At 67.8% G+C, this 24,455-nt stretch carries 24 protein-coding genes; 3 read left to right on the forward strand and 21 right to left on the reverse strand.

The annotated features are described in order from the left end of the window. Positions 1-9: 9 nt before the first annotated feature. A complete protein-coding gene (locus tag ACFC0O_RS33530) occupies positions 10-927 on the reverse strand; it encodes an acyl-CoA desaturase (protein WP_375965101.1) in 918 nt (305 codons plus the stop codon). A 144-nt stretch (positions 928-1,071) separates the two neighbouring features. Between ACFC0O_RS33530 and ACFC0O_RS33535 the strand changes: the two genes are divergently transcribed. Then, positions 1,072-1,740: an SGNH/GDSL hydrolase family protein gene (locus ACFC0O_RS33535; protein WP_375965104.1), complete on the forward strand. Its 669-nt coding sequence runs from the start codon at positions 1,072-1,074 to the stop codon at positions 1,738-1,740. On the opposite strand, the gene ACFC0O_RS33540 is transcribed toward ACFC0O_RS33535, so the two are convergent. The 13 genes from ACFC0O_RS33540 to ACFC0O_RS33600 form a co-directional block, all read right to left on the reverse strand. Then, positions 1,709-2,863 carry an ABC transporter ATP-binding protein gene (locus ACFC0O_RS33540; protein WP_375965106.1) on the reverse strand — a complete coding sequence of 385 codons (1,155 nt, stop codon included), beginning with the start codon at positions 2,861-2,863 and terminating at the stop codon, positions 1,709-1,711. The genes ACFC0O_RS33535 and ACFC0O_RS33540 overlap by 32 nt on opposite strands. Beyond that, the gene (locus ACFC0O_RS33545) at positions 2,860-3,675 is read right to left on the reverse strand and encodes a carbohydrate ABC transporter permease (protein ID WP_375965108.1); all 816 of its coding nucleotides are present in this window, start codon (positions 3,673-3,675) and stop codon (positions 2,860-2,862) included. The genes ACFC0O_RS33540 and ACFC0O_RS33545 overlap by 4 nt, the downstream gene beginning before the upstream one ends. Further along, the gene (locus ACFC0O_RS33550) at positions 3,665-4,603 is read right to left on the reverse strand and encodes a carbohydrate ABC transporter permease (protein WP_375965110.1); all 939 of its coding nucleotides are present in this window, start codon (positions 4,601-4,603) and stop codon (positions 3,665-3,667) included. Before ACFC0O_RS33550 ends, ACFC0O_RS33545 begins: the two co-directional genes overlap by 11 nt. A 2-nt stretch (positions 4,604-4,605) precedes the next feature. Then, positions 4,606-5,919 (reverse strand): ABC transporter substrate-binding protein, encoded by a 1,314-nt coding sequence (locus ACFC0O_RS33555; RefSeq protein ID WP_375965112.1) that lies wholly within the window; start codon positions 5,917-5,919, stop codon positions 4,606-4,608. Further along, positions 5,906-6,811 (reverse strand): MBL fold metallo-hydrolase, encoded by a 906-nt coding sequence (locus ACFC0O_RS33560; RefSeq protein ID WP_375965115.1) that lies wholly within the window; start codon positions 6,809-6,811, stop codon positions 5,906-5,908. The genes ACFC0O_RS33555 and ACFC0O_RS33560 overlap by 14 nt, the downstream gene beginning before the upstream one ends. A 123-nt stretch (positions 6,812-6,934) precedes the next feature. Beyond that, positions 6,935-7,636 carry a 3-oxoacyl-ACP reductase FabG gene (fabG, locus tag ACFC0O_RS33565; RefSeq protein ID WP_375965117.1) on the reverse strand — a complete coding sequence of 234 codons (702 nt, stop codon included), beginning with the start codon at positions 7,634-7,636 and terminating at the stop codon, positions 6,935-6,937. A 26-nt stretch (positions 7,637-7,662) separates the two neighbouring features. After that, the gene (locus tag ACFC0O_RS33570; RefSeq protein WP_375965120.1) at positions 7,663-8,937 is read right to left on the reverse strand and encodes a cation:proton antiporter; all 1,275 of its coding nucleotides are present in this window, start codon (positions 8,935-8,937) and stop codon (positions 7,663-7,665) included. Then, positions 8,934-10,364, reverse strand: coding sequence for a carboxylesterase family protein (locus tag ACFC0O_RS33575; RefSeq protein WP_375965122.1), 1,431 nt, complete (start codon positions 10,362-10,364; stop codon positions 8,934-8,936). The genes ACFC0O_RS33570 and ACFC0O_RS33575 overlap by 4 nt, the downstream gene beginning before the upstream one ends. Further along, on the reverse strand, positions 10,361-10,633 hold the full coding sequence (locus tag ACFC0O_RS33580; RefSeq protein WP_375965124.1) for a chorismate mutase: 273 nt from the start codon (positions 10,631-10,633) through the stop codon (positions 10,361-10,363). Before ACFC0O_RS33580 ends, ACFC0O_RS33575 begins: the two co-directional genes overlap by 4 nt. Further along, positions 10,620-10,898 carry an acyl carrier protein gene (locus ACFC0O_RS33585; RefSeq protein WP_375965127.1) on the reverse strand — a complete coding sequence of 93 codons (279 nt, stop codon included), beginning with the start codon at positions 10,896-10,898 and terminating at the stop codon, positions 10,620-10,622. The genes ACFC0O_RS33580 and ACFC0O_RS33585 overlap by 14 nt, the downstream gene beginning before the upstream one ends. A gap of 28 nt (positions 10,899-10,926) precedes the next feature. Continuing rightward, complete coding sequence (gene hutH, locus ACFC0O_RS33590; RefSeq protein WP_375965130.1) at positions 10,927-12,576, reverse strand: histidine ammonia-lyase; 1,650 nt, start codon at positions 12,574-12,576, stop codon at positions 10,927-10,929. Next, the gene (locus ACFC0O_RS33595) at positions 12,576-13,745 is read right to left on the reverse strand and encodes an FAD-dependent oxidoreductase (protein ID WP_375965132.1); all 1,170 of its coding nucleotides are present in this window, start codon (positions 13,743-13,745) and stop codon (positions 12,576-12,578) included. Before ACFC0O_RS33595 ends, hutH begins: the two co-directional genes overlap by 1 nt. Further along, the gene (locus ACFC0O_RS33600; protein ID WP_375965134.1) at positions 13,742-15,076 is read right to left on the reverse strand and encodes a beta-ketoacyl-[acyl-carrier-protein] synthase family protein; all 1,335 of its coding nucleotides are present in this window, start codon (positions 15,074-15,076) and stop codon (positions 13,742-13,744) included. The genes ACFC0O_RS33595 and ACFC0O_RS33600 overlap by 4 nt, the downstream gene beginning before the upstream one ends. Before the next feature lie 278 nt (positions 15,077-15,354). Between ACFC0O_RS33600 and ACFC0O_RS33605 the strand changes: the two genes are divergently transcribed. Then, positions 15,355-16,497, forward strand: a complete 1,143-nt coding sequence (locus tag ACFC0O_RS33605; RefSeq protein ID WP_375965137.1) for a LysR family transcriptional regulator — start codon at positions 15,355-15,357, stop codon at positions 16,495-16,497. 6 nt (positions 16,498-16,503) lie between these two features. After that, entirely contained in the window at positions 16,504-17,409 is a 906-nt protein-coding gene (locus ACFC0O_RS33610; protein WP_375965140.1) for a LysR family transcriptional regulator, read from the forward strand. Here the strand turns inward: ACFC0O_RS33610 and fabI are convergent. Genes fabI through ACFC0O_RS33645 form a run of 7 tightly spaced genes read right to left on the reverse strand, consistent with a single transcriptional unit; the run spans position 17,373 to position 24,438 of the window. Further along, complete coding sequence (gene fabI / locus ACFC0O_RS33615) at positions 17,373-18,137, reverse strand: enoyl-ACP reductase FabI (protein WP_375965142.1); 765 nt, start codon at positions 18,135-18,137, stop codon at positions 17,373-17,375. The two genes, ACFC0O_RS33610 and fabI, sit on opposite strands and share 37 nt — an antisense overlap. 16 nt (positions 18,138-18,153) lie before the next feature. Then, the gene (locus ACFC0O_RS33620; RefSeq protein WP_375965145.1) at positions 18,154-19,641 is read right to left on the reverse strand and encodes a class I adenylate-forming enzyme family protein; all 1,488 of its coding nucleotides are present in this window, start codon (positions 19,639-19,641) and stop codon (positions 18,154-18,156) included. Next, positions 19,638-20,078 carry a nuclear transport factor 2 family protein gene (locus ACFC0O_RS33625; RefSeq protein ID WP_375965147.1) on the reverse strand — a complete coding sequence of 147 codons (441 nt, stop codon included), beginning with the start codon at positions 20,076-20,078 and terminating at the stop codon, positions 19,638-19,640. Before ACFC0O_RS33625 ends, ACFC0O_RS33620 begins: the two co-directional genes overlap by 4 nt. Beyond that, complete coding sequence (locus ACFC0O_RS33630) at positions 20,075-20,959, reverse strand: SDR family NAD(P)-dependent oxidoreductase (RefSeq protein ID WP_375965150.1); 885 nt, start codon at positions 20,957-20,959, stop codon at positions 20,075-20,077. The genes ACFC0O_RS33625 and ACFC0O_RS33630 overlap by 4 nt, the downstream gene beginning before the upstream one ends. Continuing rightward, complete coding sequence (locus tag ACFC0O_RS33635) at positions 20,956-21,792, reverse strand: TIGR03619 family F420-dependent LLM class oxidoreductase (RefSeq protein WP_375965152.1); 837 nt, start codon at positions 21,790-21,792, stop codon at positions 20,956-20,958. The genes ACFC0O_RS33630 and ACFC0O_RS33635 overlap by 4 nt, the downstream gene beginning before the upstream one ends. Next, positions 21,789-23,153, reverse strand: coding sequence for a phenylacetate--CoA ligase family protein (locus tag ACFC0O_RS33640; RefSeq protein ID WP_375965154.1), 1,365 nt, complete (start codon positions 23,151-23,153; stop codon positions 21,789-21,791). The genes ACFC0O_RS33635 and ACFC0O_RS33640 overlap by 4 nt, the downstream gene beginning before the upstream one ends. A 1-nt stretch (position 23,154) precedes the next feature. Continuing rightward, the gene (locus tag ACFC0O_RS33645; protein WP_375965157.1) at positions 23,155-24,438 is read right to left on the reverse strand and encodes an NAD(P)/FAD-dependent oxidoreductase; all 1,284 of its coding nucleotides are present in this window, start codon (positions 24,436-24,438) and stop codon (positions 23,155-23,157) included. Between the last annotated feature and the right edge of the window lie 17 nt (positions 24,439-24,455).

Here is a 24,455-nt window from a genome sequence, read left to right on the forward strand (position 1 = left end):
GGAACCTCATCAGGGTGCGAGTTGAATGCGTTTGGCGGCCATCCGGCTTTCCGACGGCATCCGCAGATCCCAGGCCAGTCCGGCGCCGGCGAGCAGCCGGATCAGCCAGTAGCCGGGATCGAGCCGGTACCACTGCAATCCGAAGGATGGCGATTCGGGAAAGGCGTGGTGATTGTTATGCCACGATTCCCCGAAGGTGATGAGCGCGAAAATGCCGCCATTGTGGCTGTTCTCGCGGGAGTCGTAGGGCCGGGTGCCGAACATGTGCAGGAAGGAATTGATGGCCCAGACAATGTGCTCCAGCACGAATATGCGGACGAATCCGCCCCAGAGCAGCCCGCTGACCGCACCGGTCCAGCTCAACGTGACGAGTCCGCCGATGAGTGCGGGAATGGCGAGACCGAGCACGATCCACCAGTAGTACAGTCGCGAAATACGCACCAGCGACCGATCTTTCAGCAGATCGGGTGCGTAATGCACGACATTCGGATATTCGTGCCGGTGCATCCACAGGAAATGTGAATGCGCGAGCCCGCGCAGCGCCCCGCGCCAGCCGTCCCCGGACAGGTTGGGGGAGTGCGGATCTCCCTCCTGATCACTGCATTCGTGATGCCGCCGATGCAGCGCGACCCAGGAGATGACCGGCCCCTGCCCCGCCATGGACCCGGCGATGGCGAGCAGTGCCGCCACCCAGCCGGTGGCCTTGAAGGTCCGATGGGTGAAGAGCCGGTGATATCCCGCGGTGATGCCGAGCCCGGTGATCAGCCACAGCCCGAACAGCAGCCCGAATTCGAGTGCGCCGAACGGCCGCACCCACAGGAATCCGATGGCGACGGCGGTGCCGATAATCGGGAGGATATCGAACAGCAGGAAATGCCTGCGTTGCAGGCGATGAATGTAGGGATTGCTGACGGTCTTCGCAATCATGGCGCTCGACCACCTCTGGTACGCCGAAATCGTGTGCAGCGAAAGCGTATCCAGCGCCGGTGAATTATCCGCCGTGAGACGGCCTATCGCAGTGCACCGAATCGGCTATTGCCGAGCGCTCCGTCCCGCCGGTTCACTGCGAAGGTGACCGAGCAGACTCTGCCTCGCACCGAGGCCAACGATCCGCTGTTGCTGACCGCACGAGAGATTTCCGAATTGGTCGCCCCCGCGCCGTGGCGGCGCTTCGCCGTGATGGGCGATTCGGTGGCGGAGGGGCTGGGGGACGCCTCGCCCGGCTACACCACCGCACCCTGGGCCGATCGGGTCGCCGGGGCGTTGCGCGCCGCGCATCCGGAGCTGGAGTACCTCAATACCGGCCGGGCGACGGCCACCATCGCGCAGGTGCGCGAAGGTCAGCTGCAGCGGGTGCTGGATTTCGCGCCCGATCTGGTGCACATCAATTGCGGCGGCAATGATCTGTTCGCGCCCGAACAGGATCTCGACGCGGTGGAGGACGCGCTGGATCGGCTCTTCGCCGATGTCCGCGCGAGCGGCGCGCGGCTGTCCACCTTCACCCTGGCCGATGCCTATCCGGATCGCCTGCGGGAGTTCAGGTCTCGCTTCGCGGCCTTCGCCGGAATCGTGCGCCGGGTGTCCGCCCGGCATGACGCCATCATGGCCGAGCTGTGGGAGCATCCGGCCCGGCTCCGCCAGGATTGGCTGAGCGCGGACCGGATTCACCTCACCATGGCCGGGCATGCGGTGGTGGCCACCGAGATGATCAGGGTGCTGGGTCGATCCGCTGCCGAGTGACGGCATCGAACAGGTGCACGCGTTCGGCCGGAACGCTCACCCGCAGTGGCTGTCCCGGCGCGCACGCGGTCGTCGCCGGGACGACCACCACCCAGCGCTGATCGCCGTGTACGCAGGTGACCTGTTTGGTGTCGCCGAGATGTTCGACCACATCGACCTGGCCGGTCACCTCGACCTCGCCGGAATCGCCGAGCATGCCGTGCCCGGGCCGCCAGCCCAGGAATACCCGGCCGGGCAGGCTCCGCGCGTCCAGGCGTCCGACGATGCCCTCCCCGGCGATGACCGAACCCGCTGCGGCCGAATGGATGTCGACCTCGTGGAAGTTCATCGGCGGGGTGCCGACGAAGGCGGCCACGAACATATTCGCGGGCCTGGTGTACACCTCGTCCGGTGCGCCGGCCTGGGAGATGCGCCCGCCGTCGAGCACGATGAGCCGGGTTGCCATGGACAGCGCCTCGAGCTGATCGTGGGTGACGTAGACGAAGGTGGTGCCGAGCTGCCGGTGCAGGCGCACCAGTTCGGCCCGGGTCTCACCGCGCAGCTTGGCGTCGAGGCTGGAGAGCGGTTCATCCATGAGAAAAGCCCTGGGCCGCTTGACGATCGCGCGCGCCAGCGCGACCCGCTGCTGCTGTCCGCCCGAGAGCTGCGACGGCATGCGCTGTTCGAGCCCGCTCAGGCCGAGCATCTCGACGACCTCCGCGGTGCGGGTACGGATATCGGCGGGGGTGGGGCCGTTCTTATCGTGCCGGGCCTGCAACCGCAGGCCGAAGGTGATGTTCTTCTCGACGGTCATATGCGGATACAGCGCGAAATCCTGGAACACCATGGCCAGCTTGCGATCTCGTGCGGGCACGGTGGTCACCTCGCGCCCGCCGATGTGGATCTGCCCGGCGTCGACACCCTCGAGTCCGGCGATGGCGCGCAGCATGGTGGACTTACCGCAGCCGGAGGGGCCGACCAATACGGTGAACGAGCCGTCCGGGATGAGCAGGTCGAGGTCCGCGAAGACCGGATTCGCACCGAACTTCTTCGTCACCCCGGTCAATTCGATTGTCCCGGAGCCGGTCTCGTCCAGTGGCTGCCGGTCGATCACCGCCTCGGGTGAGATCAATTGGTCGGTCATCGGACTCCCGCCCTCATTACGGCGGCGGTCACGCGCCGCTGGTTCACCAGGTAGACGATCAGTACCGGCAGCGTGGCCAACGTGGCGGCCGCCATCATGGGCCCGTACTGCGAGCCCTCTTGGGTCTGGAACAGTTGCAGCCCGACCTGAATGGTCGAATGGGTCTGCTCGGTGGTGATGAGCAGCGGCCACAGATATTCGTTCCAATTGCTGATGAACACCACGATGGTGACGGCCGCGATCATCGGCCGCACCACCGGAATCACCACGCGGACGAGCACTTCCCAGTTCCGCGCGCCATCCATCCGCGCGGCCTCGAACAGGCTCGGGGGAATGGCCGCGACCTGACGGCGCAGCAGCAGCACCGCGAAGCCGCAGGCGGCGATGAGCGGCAACGTCAGCCCGATATAGGTGTCCACCCAGCCCAGTCGCGCGGTCATGATGTACGCCGACACGATCAGGCTCTGCTGTGGAATCAGAATCGAGATGGCGATCAGGCCCTCGACGAGCCGCTGCGCCCGAAACCGGAAGGCCACCAGCGCGTATCCGGCCAGAATGGCGAGCACCAACTGTCCGGCCGTCACCGCGGCCGCCATCAGCAGCGTATTGGTGAGCAGCCGGACGATCGGGAAATCGGTGGTGGCGACGTGATAGTTCGCCATGGTGGGCGAGACCGCCCACGGCTTGGGTTCGAAGATGTCGTGCGGGGTGCGGAAGGACGCCTGCACCGCCCACAGCATCGGGAAGACGGTCAGCACGATCAGCACCGGGCAGACGATGTGCATGCCGAAGGAGAACCGTTTACTCGGCACGGGTGAACCTCCGTACGGCCAGTAGTTGAACCAGTGCGGCGATCCCCAGCACCAGCATGACGACCGTGGCGGCCGCGGACGCGAGCCCGGTGTCGAAGTATTCGAATCCGTAGGTGTACAGCCGATACCAGGCATTGTCGGTGGATGCCTCGGGGCCGCCCTGGGTGAGCACGCTGATATTGGTGAAGCTCCAGTGCCCGGCCAGCACCAGGCACAGGAAGGACAGGAATACCGTGGTCCGCCCGAGCAGCGGAATCACGATGTGCCGGGTCACCTCCCATTCGGTGGCCCCGTCCAGCCGCGCGGCGTCGAGCCAGCGCCGGTCCAGTGCGGTGAGCGCCGCCAGATACAGCAGCACGTTCAGCGCGAAAACCTTCATGCCGGTAATGAATACGACCACCCAGATGGCGGTGTCCTTATCGCCGAGCCAGTTCACCCCGGCCACGCCGACGGTGGACAGCAGCGAATTGACCACGCCCTGAATGGGGTCGAGCAGGAAGCGCCAGGAGATGGCGGTGGCGACCGGGGCGAGTACCACCGGGAGGAAGAGCAGTCCGCGATAGGCGTCGGCGAGGCGGCCCGGATTGCGCCAGAGCGTGATCGCCACGCCCATGGGCAGAATGGTGGCGAAGGGGAGCAGGCCGAGTACGTACTGGGCGGTGGGCAGCGCGACCTCGCCGAAATTGTGGGAAAGCCTGCGGTAGTTGGCCATTCCGACGAAGGTCATGGCGCCGCTGCCACTCATGGTCCAGTGCGTGAAGCTGAACAGCATGGTGAACAGCAGCGGCCCGTAGATCCACATGGCGATCAGGGCGAGGACGGGCAGCAGGTAGGGCCACGGACCCCCGCTGCGCCGGGTGCGGAAACCCTTGCGCGGCGGTGTGGTTCGTGGCCCGTCCCCGGTGCGCCGGATGCTGGTCAGCGTCACGATCAGTCCAGCAGGCCGTTCATCTGATTGTTGACGTCTTCGCAGGTGGAACCCGGTGTGGCGGAACCGAAGACGATCGGTCCGACGGCCTTGTCCTGGAGAATCTGCCGGGCCTCGTCACCGTGCGTGCCCTTGAGCGACTGGTACGGCGTGACATTGTCCAGCTGGCTCAACGCGGGCAGGATGCGCGGATCCTTGTCGATGTACGGGCCCAGGTATTTGGGATCGTGCACGATGGCCGGACGCAGCGGCAGGTAACCGATCTTCTCGGTGACCGTCTTGAATCCCTCCGCGCTGGTGAGGTATTCGATGAACTTCCAGGCCGCTTTCTGCTTGGCGGCATCCTTGGTGAGCACGAACAGGCCCGCGCCGGAGTAGGTCGGCTTGGTGGGCAGATCGCCGAAGGCGGGCAGCGCGGCCGAGCGCAGATCGAAGTGGCCGTCCGCGGCCTTCTCCAGTCCGGCCAGCAGTGCGGTGCTGGTCAGGTACATGCCGAGCTTGCCGGATTTGAAGAGTCCGGCGGCGTCGTCATCGCTGATGGCGGGCTGCGCCCCGGAGGTGGTGAGGTCCTTCATGGTGGCCAGCGCGTTCACCGCGGCCGGGGTGTTCAGCTGCGGTTTGCCATTGGCGTCCAGCAGCGCGCCGCCATTGCTGTTGATGATCGACTGGGTGAGGAAGTCCGACTTCGAGGTGTTCGCGATGGAGGAGTAGAAGCCCTGTGCGTCAGTGGATTTGCGCAGCGCCAGTCCGGCGGTCTTGACATCGGCCCAGGTCTTGGGCGGCTGATCCGGGTTCAGGCCCGCGGCCTTGAACAGATCGGCGTTGTAGAACAGGGTGGGGGTGGAGATGGTGAACGGCATGGCGACCTGCTTGCCGTCCACCTTGCCCGCGGCCAGTGCGGGGGAGGCGATTCCCGCTGTTGCCTTGGAGAAGTCGGCGGCCGAGACGAAATCGGTGATCGGGACCACCGGCAGCGCGGACACCGCGGCGACCATCTTGCTCAGGCCCAGCTGTGCGACCTCGGGCGGATCACCGGCGGCGGCCTGCGCCTGCACGCGGGCGTAGATGTCCTTGACCGGTACGCCGATCGGCTTGATCTTGATATTGGGATTGGCGGCCTGGAACGCGTCGATGAGTTCGGCGGTGCCCTTACCGCCCAGGTCGGGGGTGCCGTAGTTATAGGACTCGAAGGTGATGGTGACGGGGCCGTCGGGGGTCGAGCTGCTCGAATCAGTGCCGCACCCGGCCAGATACGGCAGCAGGGCGACGGAACATACTGCGGCAGCGATATATCCGCCGCGTTTACCGTGTATCACGGTCTCTCCCAATATTCTTTCGTGTTGTCGTCCATTGAGCACCGGACCGGGCGGCCCGGATCGGACCGTCGTACTCACTGGCCGCGTCCGCGATCAGCGCCTGCACCCAGTCCGGGTCGGTGTGCAGGAAGTGGGTGAGGACCAGCTGTCCGGCTCCGGCGCGGGCGGCCAGCCGACCGGCCTCGCGGGCGCTCAGATGGCCGTGCGGTCCGGCGTCGGCGGTGCGCAGGGTGGCCTCGCAGAGCAGCAGATCGCAATCGCGCGCGCCGTCCACCAGTTCCTCGGACCAGCCGGTGTCACCGGTGTAGGCGACCGTGCCGTACTCGGTCTCCACCCGGAACCCGCAGGCGACGGCGGCATGCCGGACGGCGAACGGGCGCACGGTGACCCCGTCGATCACCAGCGTGTCCCCGGCCTCGTACTCGCGCAGATCGAAGGCCAGGTCGATGGCCCGATTCAGCGCGGGCGCGGTGCCGACCGGGAACAGGCTCTGCAGTGATTCGAAGACCTGCCGCGAGCCAGCGGGCACGTACAGCGGTATCGGATCCGGTCCCGGGCGCAGCTCGTGATTGCCGCTGCCGTCGGGATACGGCAACCGCGGCGCGATCACCGACCGGGCGATCGGCAGGATGTCGTAGCAGTGGTCGCAATGCATATGGCTGATGAAGACGCCGTTCAATTCGGCCGCCTCGATCACCGTATTGACCGCGGTCGCCACCCCCGGCCCGCAATCCAGCAGCAGCGCGGTGGAATCCGCGGTGACCACGTAGCCCGAGCTGGGTTCCCGGTCGCGCGGCATACCGCAGCGCGATCCCAGCACATGCAGAGCCAATTCCGCCGCGGGTGTGTACCCGTTCGGATTGTCGATCGATTCGTGCGCGGTCACGCTCATGTGTCGCGTCCCCCTCTGTCCGTTCGCGGGAGCGCGATCACTCCCGTGGGCAATACTTTCGCCGGGTGGGTAACCCCGGGCAATCACGGAATCCATTGGCTGCGATAGGTATTCGGGGCTCGGCTACAGGCCCATGGCGAGGCCGCCGTCCACCGGGAGCAGTGCGCCGGTGATATAGCTCGCGGCATCGGAGGCCAGGAAGGTGACCGCGGCCGCGACATCGGCGGGCTCGCCGATGCGGGCGGCCGGGATCTGCGCCAGCGCGGATTGCCGCACCTTCTCGGGCAGTTCGGCGGTCATATCGGTGTCGATGAGGCCGGGCAGCACCACATTGGCGGTGACCCCGCGCGAACCCAGTTCCTGCGCAATGGATCTGGCCATGCCGATGAGACCGGACTTACTGGCCGCGTAGTTGACCTGACCGGGCGCACCGCGCAGCGCCGACACCGAGGAGACGAAGATGATGCGCCCCCAGCGTGCCTTCAACATGGCGGTGCTGGCCCGCCGTGCCACCCGGTACGCGCCGGTCAGATTGGTGTCGAGGACATCGCCGAAATGCTCGGGGCGCATCATGGGCAACAGCCGGTCCTGGGTGATCCCGGCATTGGAGACCAGGATCTCGATGGGGCCGTTCTGCTCCTGTGCCAGGTCGAAGGCGTGATCGACGGCGGCCGGATCGGTGACATCGCATTCCACACCGAACAATTCGGGCGGCGGGGATTTGCGATAGGTCACCGCGACGCGATCACCGCGCTCGGCGAAGGCCTGCGCGATGGCCAGGCCGATGCCGCGATTGCCCCCGGTGATCAGAACAGAACGACTCATCGAGACTCCTCGGTATGCGGATGCGCCTATCCGGGAACGGATACGCGCCCGGATGGTGCGAATTCCTCCACGGCCGCTGCGCCGCGGCGGTAGAGCAATCGGGTCAGCGGTTCGGTCATGGCCGTGGTGACCAGCGCCATCACCGCCAGGCAGGTGTAGATCTGCTGATCGATCACCTGGAGTTGCAGGCCCACCGAGAGGATCACCAGCTCGGTCAGTCCGCGTGCGTTGACCAGTACGCCCATCGTCAGCGCCGAGCGCATGGGCATACCGGTGGCCAGCGCGGGTGCGGTCGCGCCCGCGAATTTGGTCAGGCAGGCGACGAGCAGCAGCAGCACCAGTTCGCCGAAGCCCGCCCAGCCGAGGCCGTTGAGCTTCACCGACAGTCCCGCGACGACGAAGAACACCGGCAGCAGCAGGGTGGCCGGTTCGGCGATGCGGTCCGGAACGGTGGGTGCGATGCGCCGCAACTGTTCCCGGGGCACCACCGCGCCGAACAGGAACGCGCCGAACACCGGATGCAGGCCGATCGCCGCCGTCGCCCAGGCGCTCAGGAACAGGCCCGTGACCGTGATGGTGAAGACCGTGGTCTCGGTGCCGGGCAGCGGTGACAGTCGCGCGAACAGCCATTTCAGGCCGGGCCGCACGATGTACAGCAGTGTGATGCCGAAAACCACTGTCCGGGCGAGCATTACGACGAACCCGCCGATGCCGGAGGCGTGTGCGATCGATACCGCCACCACCAGCAGCAGCCAGGCCACCACATCCTCGACCGCCGCGCAGGCCAGCGCCAGCGTGCCGATCCGCCCGTGCCGCATGCCATTGTCGGCCAGGATGCGGGCCAGCACCGGGAACGCGGTGATGGCCATGGCCGCGCCGACGAAGATCGACAGCGCCCACGGATCCACCCGATGCCCGGCGATGGTGTCGTGCCGCGAATACAGCAGCGCCATCACGCCCGCGCCCACGGTGAACGGCACCAGCACCGATCCGGCCGCGATGGCGGCCAGCCGCCCGCGATGCCCGCGAATCCGCTCCATATCGAGTTCGAAGCCGATGCCGAACATGAACAGCACCAACCCGACCTGCGCGATGATGCTCAGCAATTCGCGCACGTCGGCCGGGAACAGCACGGTGTCCAGCTGCCCGGGCAGCAGCCCGAGCAGACTCGGCCCCAGCATGAATCCGGCCAGGATCTCACCCACCACCGGGGGCTGGCGCAACCGCTGTGCGGCCGCGCCCAGCAAGCGGGCCAGGGCCACGATTATCGCCAGGTCCAGCAGTACGAGCGCTTCTTTCATACGACGCCCCAGAGCTCGCGTTCGGGACCGGCGGCATCGTCGACCCAGCCCGTGAGTGCGCCGAAACGCATGGTGCGGCGCCGATCCCGGTCATAGCGGGGCCACGGGGCGCGGCCTTCGCGAATGAATTCGGCCAGGGCGCCGCTGTAGGCGTCGGCGAGCGGTTGTGCCTGTTCGAGCGTGTGCCCGGCCAGCAGCGGCGTCTCCAACCAGGGGGCCGGGTTGCCCAGGACGAAGGGGATATCCGCAGTGTGGCAGGAGCCGAGGGCCGGGTTGGGTGCCCAGTCAAACTGGTAGGTGTAGGCGGTCAACTCCTGGGCGATGCGCAGCGCGGGCATGCGGAACAGCACATCGGTGAGCGCGTCGGCCACCAGTTCGCCGGGGCGGCCGCCCGGGCGGCGGCGCGAATAGTGCTGGAAGAGCACCTCTTCCGCGCCCGGACGGAAGCGGCCGAGGACGCCGAGCGCGGTGCGCTCGTCGACCGCGGCCATCCCCGGATCATTGGCGAGGAAGGCGCGGGCCTCCTCGGCGGTGGTGCCGATCAGCACGTCGACCCCCGCCGCGCGCAGTCCGGCGTCGATGGCGACGGGCAATTCCGCGCCGCCGAGTACCAGCGATGGACGTGGTTCCCCGTGCGCCGCGGTCACTTTCGCCGCCGCGTCCAGAATCTGCCCGGCGGTGGCCGCCTGGAGTTCGGCCCGGCCGCCGCCGAGTGCGGTGAGCAGTGCCTCGGCATCGGCCGAAGCCTGTTGCGGGGTACCGATATTCGTCAGCGGGGGGCTGGCCAGCAGCACCCGCCGGACGAGTCCGCGTGCGGAGGGAGCGGCGGCCACCGCGGCGGCCGAGAGTGCTCCGGCGGAGTGGCCGCCGACGGTGATGCGCTCGGGATCGCCGCCGAACGCCGCGATATTGCGGTGCACCCACTGCAGCGCCGCGATCTGATCGAGCAGTCCCATATTGCCCTGCCCCGCACCGAGGTACAGGTAGCCGAACGGGCCGATCCGATAGTTGGGGCAGACGACGACGATATCCTCGTTCTCCGCCAGCCGCGCGCCCGAATTACGTTCGCCGCCACCGTATCCGGTGACGAAGCCGCCGCCGTGTAGCCACACCAGCACGGCGCGCTTGCCGATCACGTTGGGGGTGAACACATTCAGCGTGAGGCAGTTGTCCTCATCGCTGCCCGGCAGCTTCTCGCTGCCGAGGATGGCGGCCATGGGGGAGGGGTTCTGCGGTACGGCCGGACCCGGGATCTCGGCATCGAGTGCCGCGGACCAGGATTCGGGCGGTTCGGGCGCCGCGAACCGCAGCGGCCCGACGGGCGCGGCGGCGAACGGGATCCCGCGGAAGACCGCGAGATCACCGTCCACCAGACCGCGCACCGGCCCGTGCTCGGTATCGGCGAGCACCTCGGTGCGCTGGGTCATCGCACCATCCGTCCCCGGCACAGGCCCAATACCGCGCGGGCCACGTCGACGCCGCCCGCGCCCAGCTCATCGGACCAGCTGGTGAGCACCTGGGTTTCGCGCCGATGCTCGATGCGGGGTCCGCCGTCGGCCAGCCGATAGCGCTGGATGTCGAGCGAGATATTGCGCCGCGCCGCGATCAATTCCCGCAGCTGACTGTCGATTTCGTCGATGCGTGCGCGACCGTCCGCGATGGATTCGATCGGCGCGCTGACCTCAGGCGTCGCCATGGTGTTCTCCCACATAGCGCGTGATGTCCGAGACGATGCGGAAGTCCGGCAGGACCTCCTCGGGCATGGGGATGCCGAACTCGGACTGGATGGTCACGGCGATCTCCAGCAGGGTGAGCGAATCGATGTCGAGGTCGTCCACCAGGGTCTTGTCCCCGGTGACCTCATCGCGCTCCAGCCCGCCGACGCGGGCGATGACGGTGATGATGCGATCGTCGAGATCGGTTGTCTCGGTGGCGGTCCGGGCCGCCTGCTGCTCCGACATGGTTCTTCCCTTTCGATGCGCGGGGGGATCAGATGGTGACGGCGACCGGCCGCCGGGTGCCGTGCAGCAGGTCGTTGACGATGCCGCTGAGGGTGTCGCTGCGAATGAGCTGCAGCACGGCGGCGATATCGACGTCCATACCGCGATCGTCGGCGTTGAAGGGCACGTGCTCGCGAATCGCCTTGTGCACCAGTCGCGCCGAGCGCGAGGCGCGATCGAGGCCGCGCAACTCGATCGCCTGGCACAGCGCGATGAGATGGATGGCGAGCACCTCCTCGACCAGTGCGATGACGGTGCGGGCATCGCGCGCGGCGATGGGCGCCATGCTGACCTTGTCCTGGTTGTGCGCCTCGGTGGAGCGGGAGAAGATGCTCGCGGGCGCGGAGTTCTTCAGCGCTTCGGCGGTAATGGCGGAGCAGGCGATCTGCATACCCTTGAAGCCGTGGTGCAGTCCGGCCCGCCAGTCGCCGGGTTCGAAGCGCGCCACCAGGTTCGGGGTCAGGCCGTTGTTGAACTTCTCGTCGACGATCAGTTCCAGCTGGCGGTCCAGCAGATCGGCGATATTGGCGACGGCGGTCTTGATCGAGTCCATGGCCTGGCCGATATGCCCGGCGTAGAAGTTGCCGCCATTGTGGACGGTGGTCTCGGACGCGTCGAAGAGCGGATTGTCATTGGAGGAGTTGATCTCGATGTCCAGCCAGTTCCGCGCCCAGCTCGCGGTATCGCGCAGAATGCCGATGACCTGCGGTGCGCATCGGATCGAGTACTTGTCCTGGATCGAGCGCGGCAGCCGGGCGTAATCACTGTCGCCGAGTCCGCCGGTCATGCCGAGCACCTGATCGTGGTCCAGCGCCAGTCCGGAGTCCACCAGCAGTTCGGCGATGGCGGCGGCCGAATCCCGCTGTCCCGGATGCGGTTTGTGATCGTGGATGAAGTGGTGGAAGTGACCGCGGTTGCCGCACAGCGCTTCCGAGGCCATGGCGGTGCACAGTTCGGCGAGCAGGGCCACCCGCTGCGCGTCCGCGAGCGCCAGGCTGGCGAAGGACGCGGAGAACGAGGTGCCGTTGATCAGCGCCAGGCCGTCCTTGGCCTCGGGCACGATCGGGCTCAGCGCCAGTTCGCCGAGCACCCCGGCGGTCGGCCGCAGCCGTCCGCGATAGCGCACCTGGCCCTCGCCGAAGACGGCGGAGGCGAGGTAGCACAGCGGTACCAGGTCACCGCTCGCGCCGACCGAGCCGCGCTCCGGAATCTCGGGGCGCACATCGTGATTCAAGTATTCGAGCAGGCGGTTGATGAGTTCTGCGCGAATGCCGGAGTTGCCGCGCGCCAGGCAGTTGGCGCGAATCAGGATGGTGCCGCGCACCACCTCGGGAGCGGCCATCGGGCCGGTGCCGTTGAGGTGGTAGCGGGCGATATTGCGTTGCAGTTCAGCGGTTTTCGCCGAGCTGATCTGGCTGGTGACGCTATCGCCGAAGCCGGTGGTGACGCCGTAGATCGGCTGTCCGGTGGCAATGAGATCCCGCTTGAGCGTGCGGGACTGTTCGACCCGCGCGGTCGCGCCGGGATCGAGTTCGACGCCGATGCGCGAGCCGCGCCGCGCCACCGTGACCACATCGTCGACGGTGAGGCTGTGCCCGTCGATGGTGAGGCCCGCGGCCCCGTTGGTTCCGATTCCCATCAGTCGCTCCGTCCTGTGTTGGTGATTACTGCGGTTTCGGGGGTGGGCAACAGGGTGCGAATCTCGCGCTGGCCCAGGGACAGGTCGGCGAACCCGGTGACATAGAGGGTTTCGTCGACGGCGGTATCGGTCATGAGGGTGTGCTGGCGGGCTTGGAACGCCTCCACGAAGGGGCGGCGCAGTTGTTCGAACCCGGCGAGCAGCTGTGCGCCGGGATCGCTTGCGGTATCGGATGTTTCGGCACTCAGCGCCTGATCGATCAGCGGTGCGAGCAGCCAGGCGTCCTGGAGCGCGAGGTTCACGCCCTGGCCGCCGTACGGGTGCACGCTGTGCGCGCTGTCCCCGAGCAGTGCCACATGCCCGATCGACCAGTTCCGCACCCGCACGGTGTGATGCGAAATCAGCGCCACCACGGTGCCTTCGGTGGCGACGCAGGTGGCCAGGGCCGGATCGAAGCGCTCCAGCGAGTCGATCAATTCGGTGCGCGCGTCCGCGAGTTCGGTGGCTTTCACCGCGCCGAACACGTGCATGCTCCCGGGTCCGGACGGCACCGCGACCACGGGCCGGGTGCTGCGGTAGCTGCGCACCCGCGGCGGGCCGTCCGGCCGGGGCACCCGCACGATGAGCTGCCGGTCCTCGAATTGGTCCAGGCGCGCGGCGAATCCGGCGACGGTGCGGACAGTGGAGTACTTGCCGTCCGCGCCGACGGCGTACGCGGCGCGCACCACCTGCGGGGTGGGGGTGCCGGACAGCTGCAATTCACAGCTGTGATTCGGCTGGCGCACCGCGGTCACCTCGGTGCCGGTGCGCAGGGTGACGCGCGGTTCGGCGTCCAGCGCCTCGAGCAGCCGGCCCTGGAGTTCGCGCAGCGGCACCGCCAGCGCCCACGGCACCGCCTCGGTGAAATCGCGGTAGTCGCCGGAGAAGATGGGTCCGGCCGGGCCGATCTCGTCGATGCCAGCCAGCCGCAGCCCGGCTCGATCGAGCCCGTCGAGCAGGCCGATGGATTCGAACAGTCGCAGCGTCACCGGCTGCAGCACCACGCCGCCCGGTGGTGGCACGGTGAGCGGCGTGCGTTCCAGCACGGTCACTTCGCGTCCGGCGCGGGCCAGCAGCAGCGCCAGGGCGAGGCCGCCCGGGCCCGCGCCCACGATTGCGCAATCGATCATGAGGGGCTCATTTCGGGGGTGGGACGCACGCTCGGGGTGCGGGCATCGGCGACGGAACGGAAGACCAGTACCGAGTTGTGGCCGCCGAAGCCGAAGGAATGCGAGGTGGCGATGGGGATTTCGGCCGCCCGCGGCCGCTCGGTCACCAGGTCGAGTTCGCAGTCCGGATCGACCTTTTCGAGATTGAGGATCGGCGGAATGGAACCCAGGGTCATGGCCGCGACGGTGGCGATGGCCTCCACCGCACCGGACGCGCCGACCAGGTGCCCCAGCGCGGACTTGGTGGCGGCGATCGGAATGCGCTGTGCGGCAGCGCCGTACGCGGTTCTGATCGCCATCGCCTCACTCCGGTCGTTGATCGGGGTGGAGGTGGCGTGCGCGTTGATATGCGCGACTTCGGTTGCCTCGCACCGGGCGTCGGCCAGAGCGGCGGCGATGGCCCGCACCGCGCCCACGCCTTCGGGGGCGGGTGCGGATGGATGGTAGGCGTCATTGCCCACCCCGTAGCCGGCCAATTCGGCGTAGATCCGCGCGCCTCGGGCGGCGGCATGGCTCGCGCGCTCGAGCACCAGCACGCCCGCGCCCTCACCGATGACGAAGCCGTCCCGGTCGATATCGAACGGCCTGCTCGCCCGTTCGGGTTCGTCATTGCGGGTGGACAGCGCGCCCGCGATGCCGAATCCGGCCAGGACCAACGGGGTTATCGCGGCTTCCGCGCCGCCCGCGAGCACCGCGTCCGCGCGGCCGGAGCGAATCAGGTCGATGGCCAGGCCGAGGGCGTCCGCGCCGCTGGCACAGGCCGAGACCGGTGCGAAGGACGGTCCGCGCAGTCCGTAGCGGATGGCGGACTGCGCCGCCGCCATATTCAGCGGCATGGCGATGCTGAAGAACGGCCGCACCGCCTGCGGGCCGTCGGCCAGCAGGCGGCGGTGCTGTTCGCTCATCTCCTCGATACCGCCGACGCTGGAGGAGATGATCGAGCCGAACCGGTCCGGGTCCACGCCCTGTACCGGGGTGGGCTTGCGGGCGGTCCAGGCGGTGTCTTCCGGGAGCAGTCCGGCATCGCGCAGGGCCTCGCCCGCGGCGATGACGGCATAGCGGGCGAACGGATCCAATTGCGGAATCAGTTTCGCCGGTAGGTATTCGGTAATTTCCGGATCACGGACTTCACAGGCGAATCGGGTGGGAAATCCGGTGGTATCGAACTTGGTGATCGATTGTGCGGTGGGTACGCCGGCGTATAAACCGCCGAGCATTGCCGGGACACCGGTTCCGTACGGCGTCACCGCGCCGAGCCCGGTGATGACGATCGAATCGTGTGAGAGGAACACCTCTCGACTGTGCGACCGCGCGCCCGGCGCGGCAATGAGCAAAAACCGATGCCGCCGATAGGTGAATACAGGGCCGCATACCGGGTGCGAGGCGAGTACCATGGCGATCTAATACGTTGCCGCACAACGATTGACATCTCCGGCTGCCAGATCGTCGATCGCCCGTCGCATGCGGTTTCCCGGCGATCCACTGCCGCGTCACATCGGTGGAGTCGACTTGTCCCCGGTACTCGACGACGAAGCCGACGATGTATGCCGACAGGTGTTAGGTGCGCGGGATGAAACTGCGTCAATTAGAATACTTCGTCGCGGCCGCCGAAGAATTGCATTTCGGTAGAGCGGCCGCCCGGATGGGTGTATCCCAACCTTCATTGACCGAGCAAATCCAACGACTCGAACAACAACTCGACGCCGCGCTTTTCGATCGCGACAGCCATACCGTCGAGTTGACTCCCACCGGCGAACTACTCTTCGGCAAAGCCCGCGCCACACTGGAATCCGCCGATTGCGCGGTCCGGGTGGCACGCCGCTCGCATCCCGGGCACCGCCGCGAACCGCGCGGTTCGGTGCGCATCGGATTCTGCTGCTCCGCCACCCGCAGCGTGCTGCCGGACGCCCTGCGCACGTACACTGCGCTCTACCCGGGTGCGGTCGTGACGCTCAAGGAACTGTGGACCACCGAGCAGCTGGAAGAACTCCTCGACCACCGCCTCGACGTCGCCTTCGTGCTCGGCCCGGTACACGATCCGGCGCTGCGCTCCTATCCCGTCGCCCGCGACGGCTTCGCGGCCGTCCTGCCCGCCGATCACCGCCTCGCCCGGACCGCGGATATCCATGTGCGGGAACTCAATTCGACACCGGTGGCACTGTTTCGCCGCAGCCTGAGCGCCGGACTGCACGACCGCCTCACCGCCCGCCTGGCTGCGGCCGGTGTGGTGCTCGATGTCGTGCACGAGGTCGCGCATCCCAATGTCGTACCGCTGCTCGCGGCCACCGGAGTGGTGGGCCTGGCCTCCAGCACGCGCGCCGCTCAAGCCGATGTGCCGGGCGTGGTCACCCGCCCGCTCGTCGGCACCCATCTCGAAGAGGACATCCACATGGTCTGGCGCGCAGACGAATCCGCCATCCCCCGACTCGAATTCATCGCCCTGGTCGCACCGCTCGAAGACGGGGCGATCGCGGACGGCATCGGTGCTCCGGGAGGCCGTGGCCCGGTCGGAGGGCTGGACGACGACCCCGAACCGGCGTGGCCCGATCCGACACCGAGCCGTCGCGTTCCGGGCCCGACTCCGCGGGTTCCCCTCACACGACCGCTGGAACCGGCTGTACCGCGGCGGGATCCGGCTCATCCGCAGCACGATCCGCTGGCGGCGCGGACGGATCGGGATGTGGCGCTGCGACATCCGGTTGGGGCGCGGTAGCGGCCGATGGAACTGCGTCAACTGCGGTACTTCCTGGTGGCCGCCGAGGAACTGCATCTCGGGCGGGCCGCCGCGCGCATGCACATCACCCAACCGGCGTTCACCCAGCAGATCAGGCGGCTCGAACGCGAACTCGGGGTGCTGCTGCTGGACGTGACCAGCCATAAGATCACGCTCACCCCGGCGGGGGTCGCCTTCGCCGGGGAGGCGCGCGAAACCCTGGAGCGCGCGACCGAGGCGATGGATACCGCGCGCCGCGCTTCGCGTGGTGAGATCGGCAGTCTCTCAATAGGTTTCGGAGCCGCTGCCGCGCACCGGGTGCTGCCCGGATTCCTGCGCACCTTCCGCGAGCGCTATCCGGATGTCACGCCGGTGCTGGATGAGATGTGGACCGCGCATCAGGTGCAGGCGCTCATCCGGCGGCAATTGCACATCGGATTCGTACTGGGCCCGGTGCCCGATCCCAAACTGCGCTCGGCGCAGGTGGGGGAGGAGAGCTTCGTGGCCCTGCTGCCGCCGCAGCATCCGCTGGCGGCGGAACCGGAGGTGCCATTGCGCGCACTGCTGGCCGAGCCGATCGCACTGTTCCGCCGCGAACTCAATCCCGGTCTGCACGATCGGCTGCTCGCGGTGAGCCGGGCGCAGTCCCGCAAATTGGATGTGCGGTACGAGGTGGAGCACGCCAACGCGCTGCGCGTACTGGTCGCGGCCGGGCACGCCCTCACCATCTCCTCGCGTTCGCGGGCGCGCCAGCTCGCGGACGGGAATCTGGTCTCCCGGCCCATCGTGGAGCCGAGTATCCGGGAGCCCATCACCATGGCCTGGCAGCCGGATACCCGTTCCCCGCTGGTATCGAATTTCGTTGCGCTGCTTGATCAATTGCCGACCGCGTGCGCACCGCCGTCGACGTGAACGATCTCCCCGGTGGTGGCCGGGAACCACTCCGAAAGCAGGGCGACGCAGGCGCGCGCCACCGGTGTGGAATCGCTGATATCCCAGCCCAGCGGTGCGCGCAGTGACCAGTCCTGACGGCGATCGTCGAAGCTGGGCACATTGCTCGCCGCCACCGTGCGGATCGGCCCGGCCGCGACCAGATTGACCCGGGTGCCCTGCGGGCCGAGATAGGTCGCCAGATAGCGGGCGGCGGATTCGAGTCCCGCCTTGGCAACACCCATCCAGTCGTAGCCGGGATACGCGGTGGAGGCGTCGAAGTCGAGGCCGACGATGGAGGCGTTCTCGGTGAGCAGCGGCCGCAACGCGGTGGCCAGACTCACCAGTGAGTAGGTCGAAACCCGCAGTGCCGTGGCGACATCGGCCCATTCGGTATTGAGGAAATTGCCGCCGAGCGCGGACTGCGGTGCGAATGCGATGGCGTGCAGTACGCCGTCTATCCGATCCGCGTGCTCGCCGACGCGGGCGCTCAGGGTGCTCAGATGCTCCTCGTCCGAGACATCCAATTCGATCACCGGCGCGGTTTCCGGCAGGCGCTCGACGACCTTGCGCACCAGGCTGAGCCGGCCGTAGCCGGTGACGATCACCCGCGCGCCCTCGCGCTGCGCCAGTTCGGCGACGCCGTAGGCGATGGACGAGGGTGTCAGCACCCCCGTCACCAGCAGTGTCTTCTTGTCCAGCAGGCCCATCAGCGTTCTCGCTCTCTCATCGCGGAGCCACCATCCAGGCGGCGGTGCGCAGCAGGGACTTGATCACTTTGCCGCCCGGATTGCGGGGCAGCGGGGTGCGATACACCGCGACCAGCTCGGGCATCTTGTAGCGGGCCAATTCCTTTCGGGCGGAACGGAATACCTCGCGCAACTGATCCTCTTCACCCGGTACCAGCACGATGGCGGCGGCCACCTTCTCACCCGCGATGCTGTCCGGGACGCCGGTCACCGCCACCTCGCGCACGCTCGGATGTTCGGCCAGCGCGCGCTCCACCTCGGCGGAGTAGACGTTCTCACCGCCGCGAATGATGACATCCTTGGCGCGGTCGACGATGCGGACCAGACCCCGATCATCGATGGCGGCGATATCGCCGGTGCGCAGCCAGCCATCCTCGAAAGCCTTTGCGGTGGCGGCGGGGTCGTTCCAGTACCCGGCCACCACGTTCGGGCCGCGCACCAGCAGTTCACCGACACCCGTGCCCCGGGGATCATCGAGCCGCAGATCCACCACCGGGGCGGCGAAGCCCACACTGTCCGGATGCTCGTCGACCTGGTCATCGGGGAGGTAGGTGCAGAACGACGCACTCTCGGTGAGGCCGTAGCCGTTTCCGAGCCGGGCGCGTGGAAAGAGTTCCCGCAGTTCGGGAATCAGCCGCCGCGGCATGGGGGAGCCGCCGAAGGTGATGCTGCGCACCGATCCGAGCCGGTAGCGATCGAGGTGGGTCTGGCCGAGCAGCATGCGATACATGGTGGGCACCGACATGAGCGCGGTGATCGCCTCGGATTCGATGGCGCGCAACATGGATCGGCCGTCGAACTGCGGCAGGATCACCAGCGTCCCACCCGCCGCGACGCTCGGCAGCAATTGCGAATTGCAGCCCGTCACATGGAACAGCGGCACCGATACCAGGCTCACCCACGGTTCGGTGACGCCGAGCAGGCGGCGGGCGTTCTCGATATTGGCCAGGAAGTTCGCGTGCGTGGTGGTCGCGCCCTTGGGGCGGCCGGTGGTGCCGCTGGTGTAGAAGATGGCGGCCGGATCATCCGGGGCCGCTTCGGGGATGCGGCGGGACCGGGAGCGGGTGGGCAGATGGTCGAGATCGAATACGTATGCCAGGCCCGCGTTCTCGGTGATGTGCGAGATCTCCGGTTCGGACAGGCGCGTATTTATCGGCACCGCAACGCATCCGGCGAGCTGGACGGCGAAGAACGCCGCGCACCAGTCCACCCCGTTGGGGAGCAGGATGCCCACCCGGTCGCCGGGGCGGACACCCGCCCCGGCGAGTCCGGCGGCCAGGGCGGTGGCGCGATCCCACAGCTGGGCGTAGGTCAGGCGCGGACCGCCGACCTGGACCACGGCCTCGGCATCGGGGACGCGTTCGACGGTGATACGCAGTGCGGCAACCAGATTCGGCAGCGGGTCCGGGTAGCGGGCGATGCCGTCGGATCCGCGCACCGGTGTGGGATGCGTCATCGCGGTCATAGCACGGCCTTTCGCGCACGGGCGTAGACCTCGGGGTCGCCGGTGGTCCAGATGACTTCGAAGCGCAGCCGCTCGATCCGCCAGCCGGCGTCATCGACCAGTGTCAGCCGCAGCGGCCCGGCGACCTGATAGCTGCCCTCCGCATCGGCGAACAGCGCCTGCTGCATGAGCATGGTTTCCGCCGTCCCGTCGTAGACCTCGGTGGATACGCAGGTGAGGGTGTGAATACTGGTCAGCCGCGCCTGGGTGGCGGTGACCCGGTCCGCCCATTCGTCACCGCTGTAGCTGTGCCAGGCGTCCGCGCCCTGGAAGGCGGGATTGTGAATGAGCACGGTATCGCCGAAGCAGCGGCGGTATCGCTCCCGATCGGCCAGATCCAGGCCGAGGCCCAGATCCGCCACCAGGCCCAGGATTTCGACCTTGTCCGCGGTGTTCATGTCAGATGTAGCCCTCCGTCTACCCGGAGCACCTCACCGGTGATCCAGCCCGCCGAGGCATCGGCCAGCGCCACGATCCACCGGGCGACTTCGGCCGGGTCGCCGCGTCGCTGCAGCGGAATGCGCTGGCGCTCACGTTCTTTGATCGCCTCGATGCGATCGGCGGGCACACCCGCGCCCGCCAGCAGCCCGGTCTCGGTCGGCCCGGGCGAGATGGCATTGACTCGTATTCCGCGCGGTGCGAGCTCCAGAGCCCAACTGCGCGTGAGACTTTCCAGCGCCGCCTTGGTGGCGGCGTAATGCGCGCTGCCCGCCACCGCCCGCTGTGCGTAGGCGCTGGTGACATTCACGATCGAACCGGCCTGCTTGGCGAGGGCTTCCAAGCAGTGGCTGGCCAGCAGGCTCGGCGCGACGATATTCAACCGCACCAGCCGATCGATATCGGCGGGTGAGATTCCCGCCAGTGCCGCCGGGCCATAGGGCCCCGCATTGTTCACCAGCACATCGATCCGACCCCACTCCCGCAGCGCGGTCTTGGCGATCCGCTCCGGCTCATCCGGATCCGCCAGATCCCCGATATGCGCGTGAATCCGCTCGTGCAGCCCCGCAACCTCTTCCAGCGGTTTGCTTCGCCGAGCAACAGCGAGTACCTGTGCCCCCTGCTCGGCCAGCAGCACCGCCGTGGCCCGCCCGATCCCGGAACTCCCGCCGGTCACGATCGCCACCAGCCCGGCCAGCGGAGCGGCCGGAATGGCCACCTCGCCGGTCGCCGCGCCGGTCAGCCCGGAACTCGGATCGGTGACAGCGCCGCTCGCGCCGGACAGCTGATCCGCGCCGGTGCGGTTCGCATCGCCGGTCTGTTCGGTCCCGGCGGCGGTCACGATAGCTCCGCCCGCGCTCGGACCACCTGTGCGGCAGCGGTTTCCGGATCGGTGTCGATGTCGAGTACCAGTTCGGTCGCGCCCGCCGCCACCAGTTGCTTCCCGGCGGGGAGCGATTTGTCGAGTGGGCCGACGAGGCGCACCACGACTCGTCCGGTGCCGACCATCTCTGCTGCCGTGCGCACGATATCGGTATCGATGCGGTCCGCGAACATATAGCCGTACCAGCCGTCGAGTTCACCCGCCCGGCGCAGTGCGGCCGTGCTCATTCCGCCGCAGAGGATCGGAATATGTTGCGGGGGAACGGGATGCATGGCCACGCCCTTGGGCAGTCCGTAGTGCGCGCCGTCGTATGCGTCCGGTGTGCCGGTCCAGCAGGCGCGCATCAGCTCGACCACTTCGTCGGTGCGTTCGGCGCGCTCGGCGAACGGGATGCCGAGGGTGTCGAATTCCTCTGCCATCCAGCCGGATCCGATGCCGAGGGCCACGCGGCCACCTGCCAGCGCGGCGATGGTGCCGAGCTGTTTTGCCAGCAGTACCGGCTGCCGGACCGCGGCGACCAGGACTCCGACACCCAGCTCGACGCGTGTGGTGACCGCTGCGGCCATGCCGAGCGCGGTCACCGCCTCCATGAACGGCGTGTCATCGCGCCAGGGCACGGAGCCGTTCGGTGCGAAGGGGTAGAACGATTCCGTCGGGGTCACCGTGACGACCCGATCGGACAGCCAGAGCGAGTCCACCCCGGCGGCTTCCAGGCTCTGGGCGGCGTCGAGCACGCGATGCGCGTCCGGCCCGAAGTTGGCGAGTTTCGCCCCGATGCGGATGGCGCTCATCCGATGCTCCGTTCATCGCGGACCCGGCGCATCTTGGTGCGCGGGCGGTCGAGCGTTCCGATCTCGGCCCATTCGAAGCTGTCCAGGTCGAATCCGGCGATCCGGCGCACGAACTCGCGCACGCGGTCACCGACCTCGGCGGGATCGCCCGCCGTATCGCCCGGCCATTCCGCCACCAGGCCAATGGCGTTGTCCCGCAACACAATGTGGTACCAGGGCGCGGCCTCCGGCACGGCTTGCAGGAAGGCCTCCTCGATCCGATACGGCGATACCGCGGTATCGCCCGCCGGAATCTGATCGGCGATGCGGCCGTACACGTGCAGCGTCGGCAGCGTGCGCCCGCAGTCGCACGGTTCGCCCGGCAGCATGCCGCGATCCCCGCTCCGGAAGCGCACGAACGGGGTCGCATTGCGCCCCAGCGTCGTGAATACCAGCGCACCGGTCGTCCCGTTCGGCACCATCGCGGGAAGCGTGTTCCGGTCGGCAGTCGTGCCGGTGAACGCCGCCTCGTCCACCACCTCGGCGTAGCAGTTGCCCGCCGCGACGTGGTAGACGCCCAATTCGCAGGTGTAGGCGATGATTCCGATCTCGGTACTGCCGAACCACTGGCGCACGTCCGCCTGCCAGCGCTGACCCAGCCGGGTCAGCATGGACGGGGCAGCGCCCTCACCGCCGACGCGCAGATGCCGGATCGACGGCTGCTCGCCCGGGTAGGCGGCCTCGTAGAGATCGCGCAGGTACCAGGCGTAGCTCGGGGTGCTGAACAGCGTGTCCACACCCAGGTCGTGAATGGCTTGCAGCAGGCGTTCGGGCGGGCCGTAACTGCCGCCCTTGCCCGCGGGCAGCACGACCGCGCCTTGGCGCTGCACGTCCCTGTGCACCGCCAGGCCGACCGTGGCCATGTCATAGGGCAGCGCGACCGCCACCAAATCCGTTGCCGCGAAGGCGAACAGCCCGCCCGGCGCATAGCGCGCGCCGTCGCCGCGCAGATCCTCCAGCGTGTACGCCACATAGGTGGTCGGCCCGGCGGTGGTGCCGGAGCTGAGATTGATCTGCGCGACGTCGCGCCACGGGACGGCCAGCAGTTCGCGCAGCCGTCCCTTCGCCTCGGCCGGTTCGGTGAGCGGCAACCGCTCGAACCCGGCGAGGTCCACCGGCGCGGTGAGACCCGCGAACTTCGCTCGGTGGAATGGCGATTCGAAGGCGTGCGCCACCGATAACGGCAGCGCTTCCGCCACGTACTCCGAGAGCGCCGCCGCGGGCCAATACTCCAGCGGCTTCGTCTCCCGCGCCGAGATCTCGGCGATCATCCGGTCGGCGGCCGATCTGGGATCGGCCGCTGCGGTGGCGATCTCGGTCATCTCATCCCACCACCGCTGCCTCGGCGGTCTCCGCGGCGTCCTGCTCCGGGTAGACCGGGCAGCCGTACACGAACGGGAAATCGTCGAAGGTGTCGTATTCCCGGTTGGAGCGCAGCAATTCGCCGACCGGATTGTTACGGCTCCAGAAATCGCCGCTCAGCAGGCGTGCGATCCAGCGGCCCTCGATGGTGACCGAGTCGCTGGACAGGCTGGCGACATACTTGCCGAAATTGAAGTTCGACTCGTAGAACGCGTAGATGAGCCGGGTGTAGCAGTCATAACCGGTCTTCACGAAATTCTCGTAATCCCGCTGGGTTTCGGCCTCGTCCGCACCGCGCAGAATGGCGATCACCGATTCGGCGGCCTTGACGCCACTGGTGATGGCGAGGTACGCGCCGGCGGAGAAGATCGGGTCCACGAAACTGCCCGCATCGCCGACCGAGAAATAACCTTCGCCCGCAAGGGTATTCGAGAAGTAGCAGTAATCGGATTCACCGCGGATTTCGTCGATGACGGTCGCACCCTCGATACGGCAGGCAATGCGCGGCACCCGCGACACATGCTCGTCGAATACCGCCAGCGGCGTGGATTCACGCACATTGCGGGCGGGCGTGACAGCGCCGACGCTCAGCTTGCCGTGGCCCAGCGGAATGGCCCACAGCCAGCCGTCGGGGTGATTGCCGACCTGGATATCGCCTTCGATTCCGGGATTGGTGGCCTCGTCGACATTGCCGAAGTGCTTGAACACCCCGACCAGTTCCAGCCGGGTGTTGGGCCGGCGGTTCTTGAAATGGCGGTGCGCGATAACGCCGGTGCGGCCGCTGGCGTCCAGCACGTACTTGCCGAATGCCTCGTACTCTTCGCCGTCGTACTTGTAGCGCACGCCGCGAATACGGCCCTGCTCCTCGATGACCTCGGTGACGCGGGCGTTGTGCAGCACCTTCGCGCCCTGTTCCTGCGCGTTGTTCAGCAGGATCTGATCGAATTCGGCGCGCTCGCACTGGAACGCCGCCTCACGCCGGCCGCCGCCCTGCGAGGTGAAGTCCACCCGCCGGAAATCGCCGGAGGGACCGGTGAATTCGGCTCCCCACTTGGTCGGGAAGTCCTCGGCCGGGAACAGGTCCAGCATGCCGAGGCGTTCCAGGATCCCCGCCGTGTACGGCAGCATGGATTCGCCGATGTGGAAGCGCGGGAAGTCCTCCCGCTCCAGCACCAGCACGTCGTAGCCGGCCGCCGCCAGCTGGCGGGCGGTAATGGACCCCGCGGGCCCACCCCCGATCACCACTGCGTCATGAAGTTGCC

Origin of the sequence: Nocardia sp. NPDC056100, assembly GCF_042266325.1 — a bacterium.
Taxonomy (GTDB): domain Bacteria; phylum Actinomycetota; class Actinomycetes; order Mycobacteriales; family Mycobacteriaceae; genus Nocardia.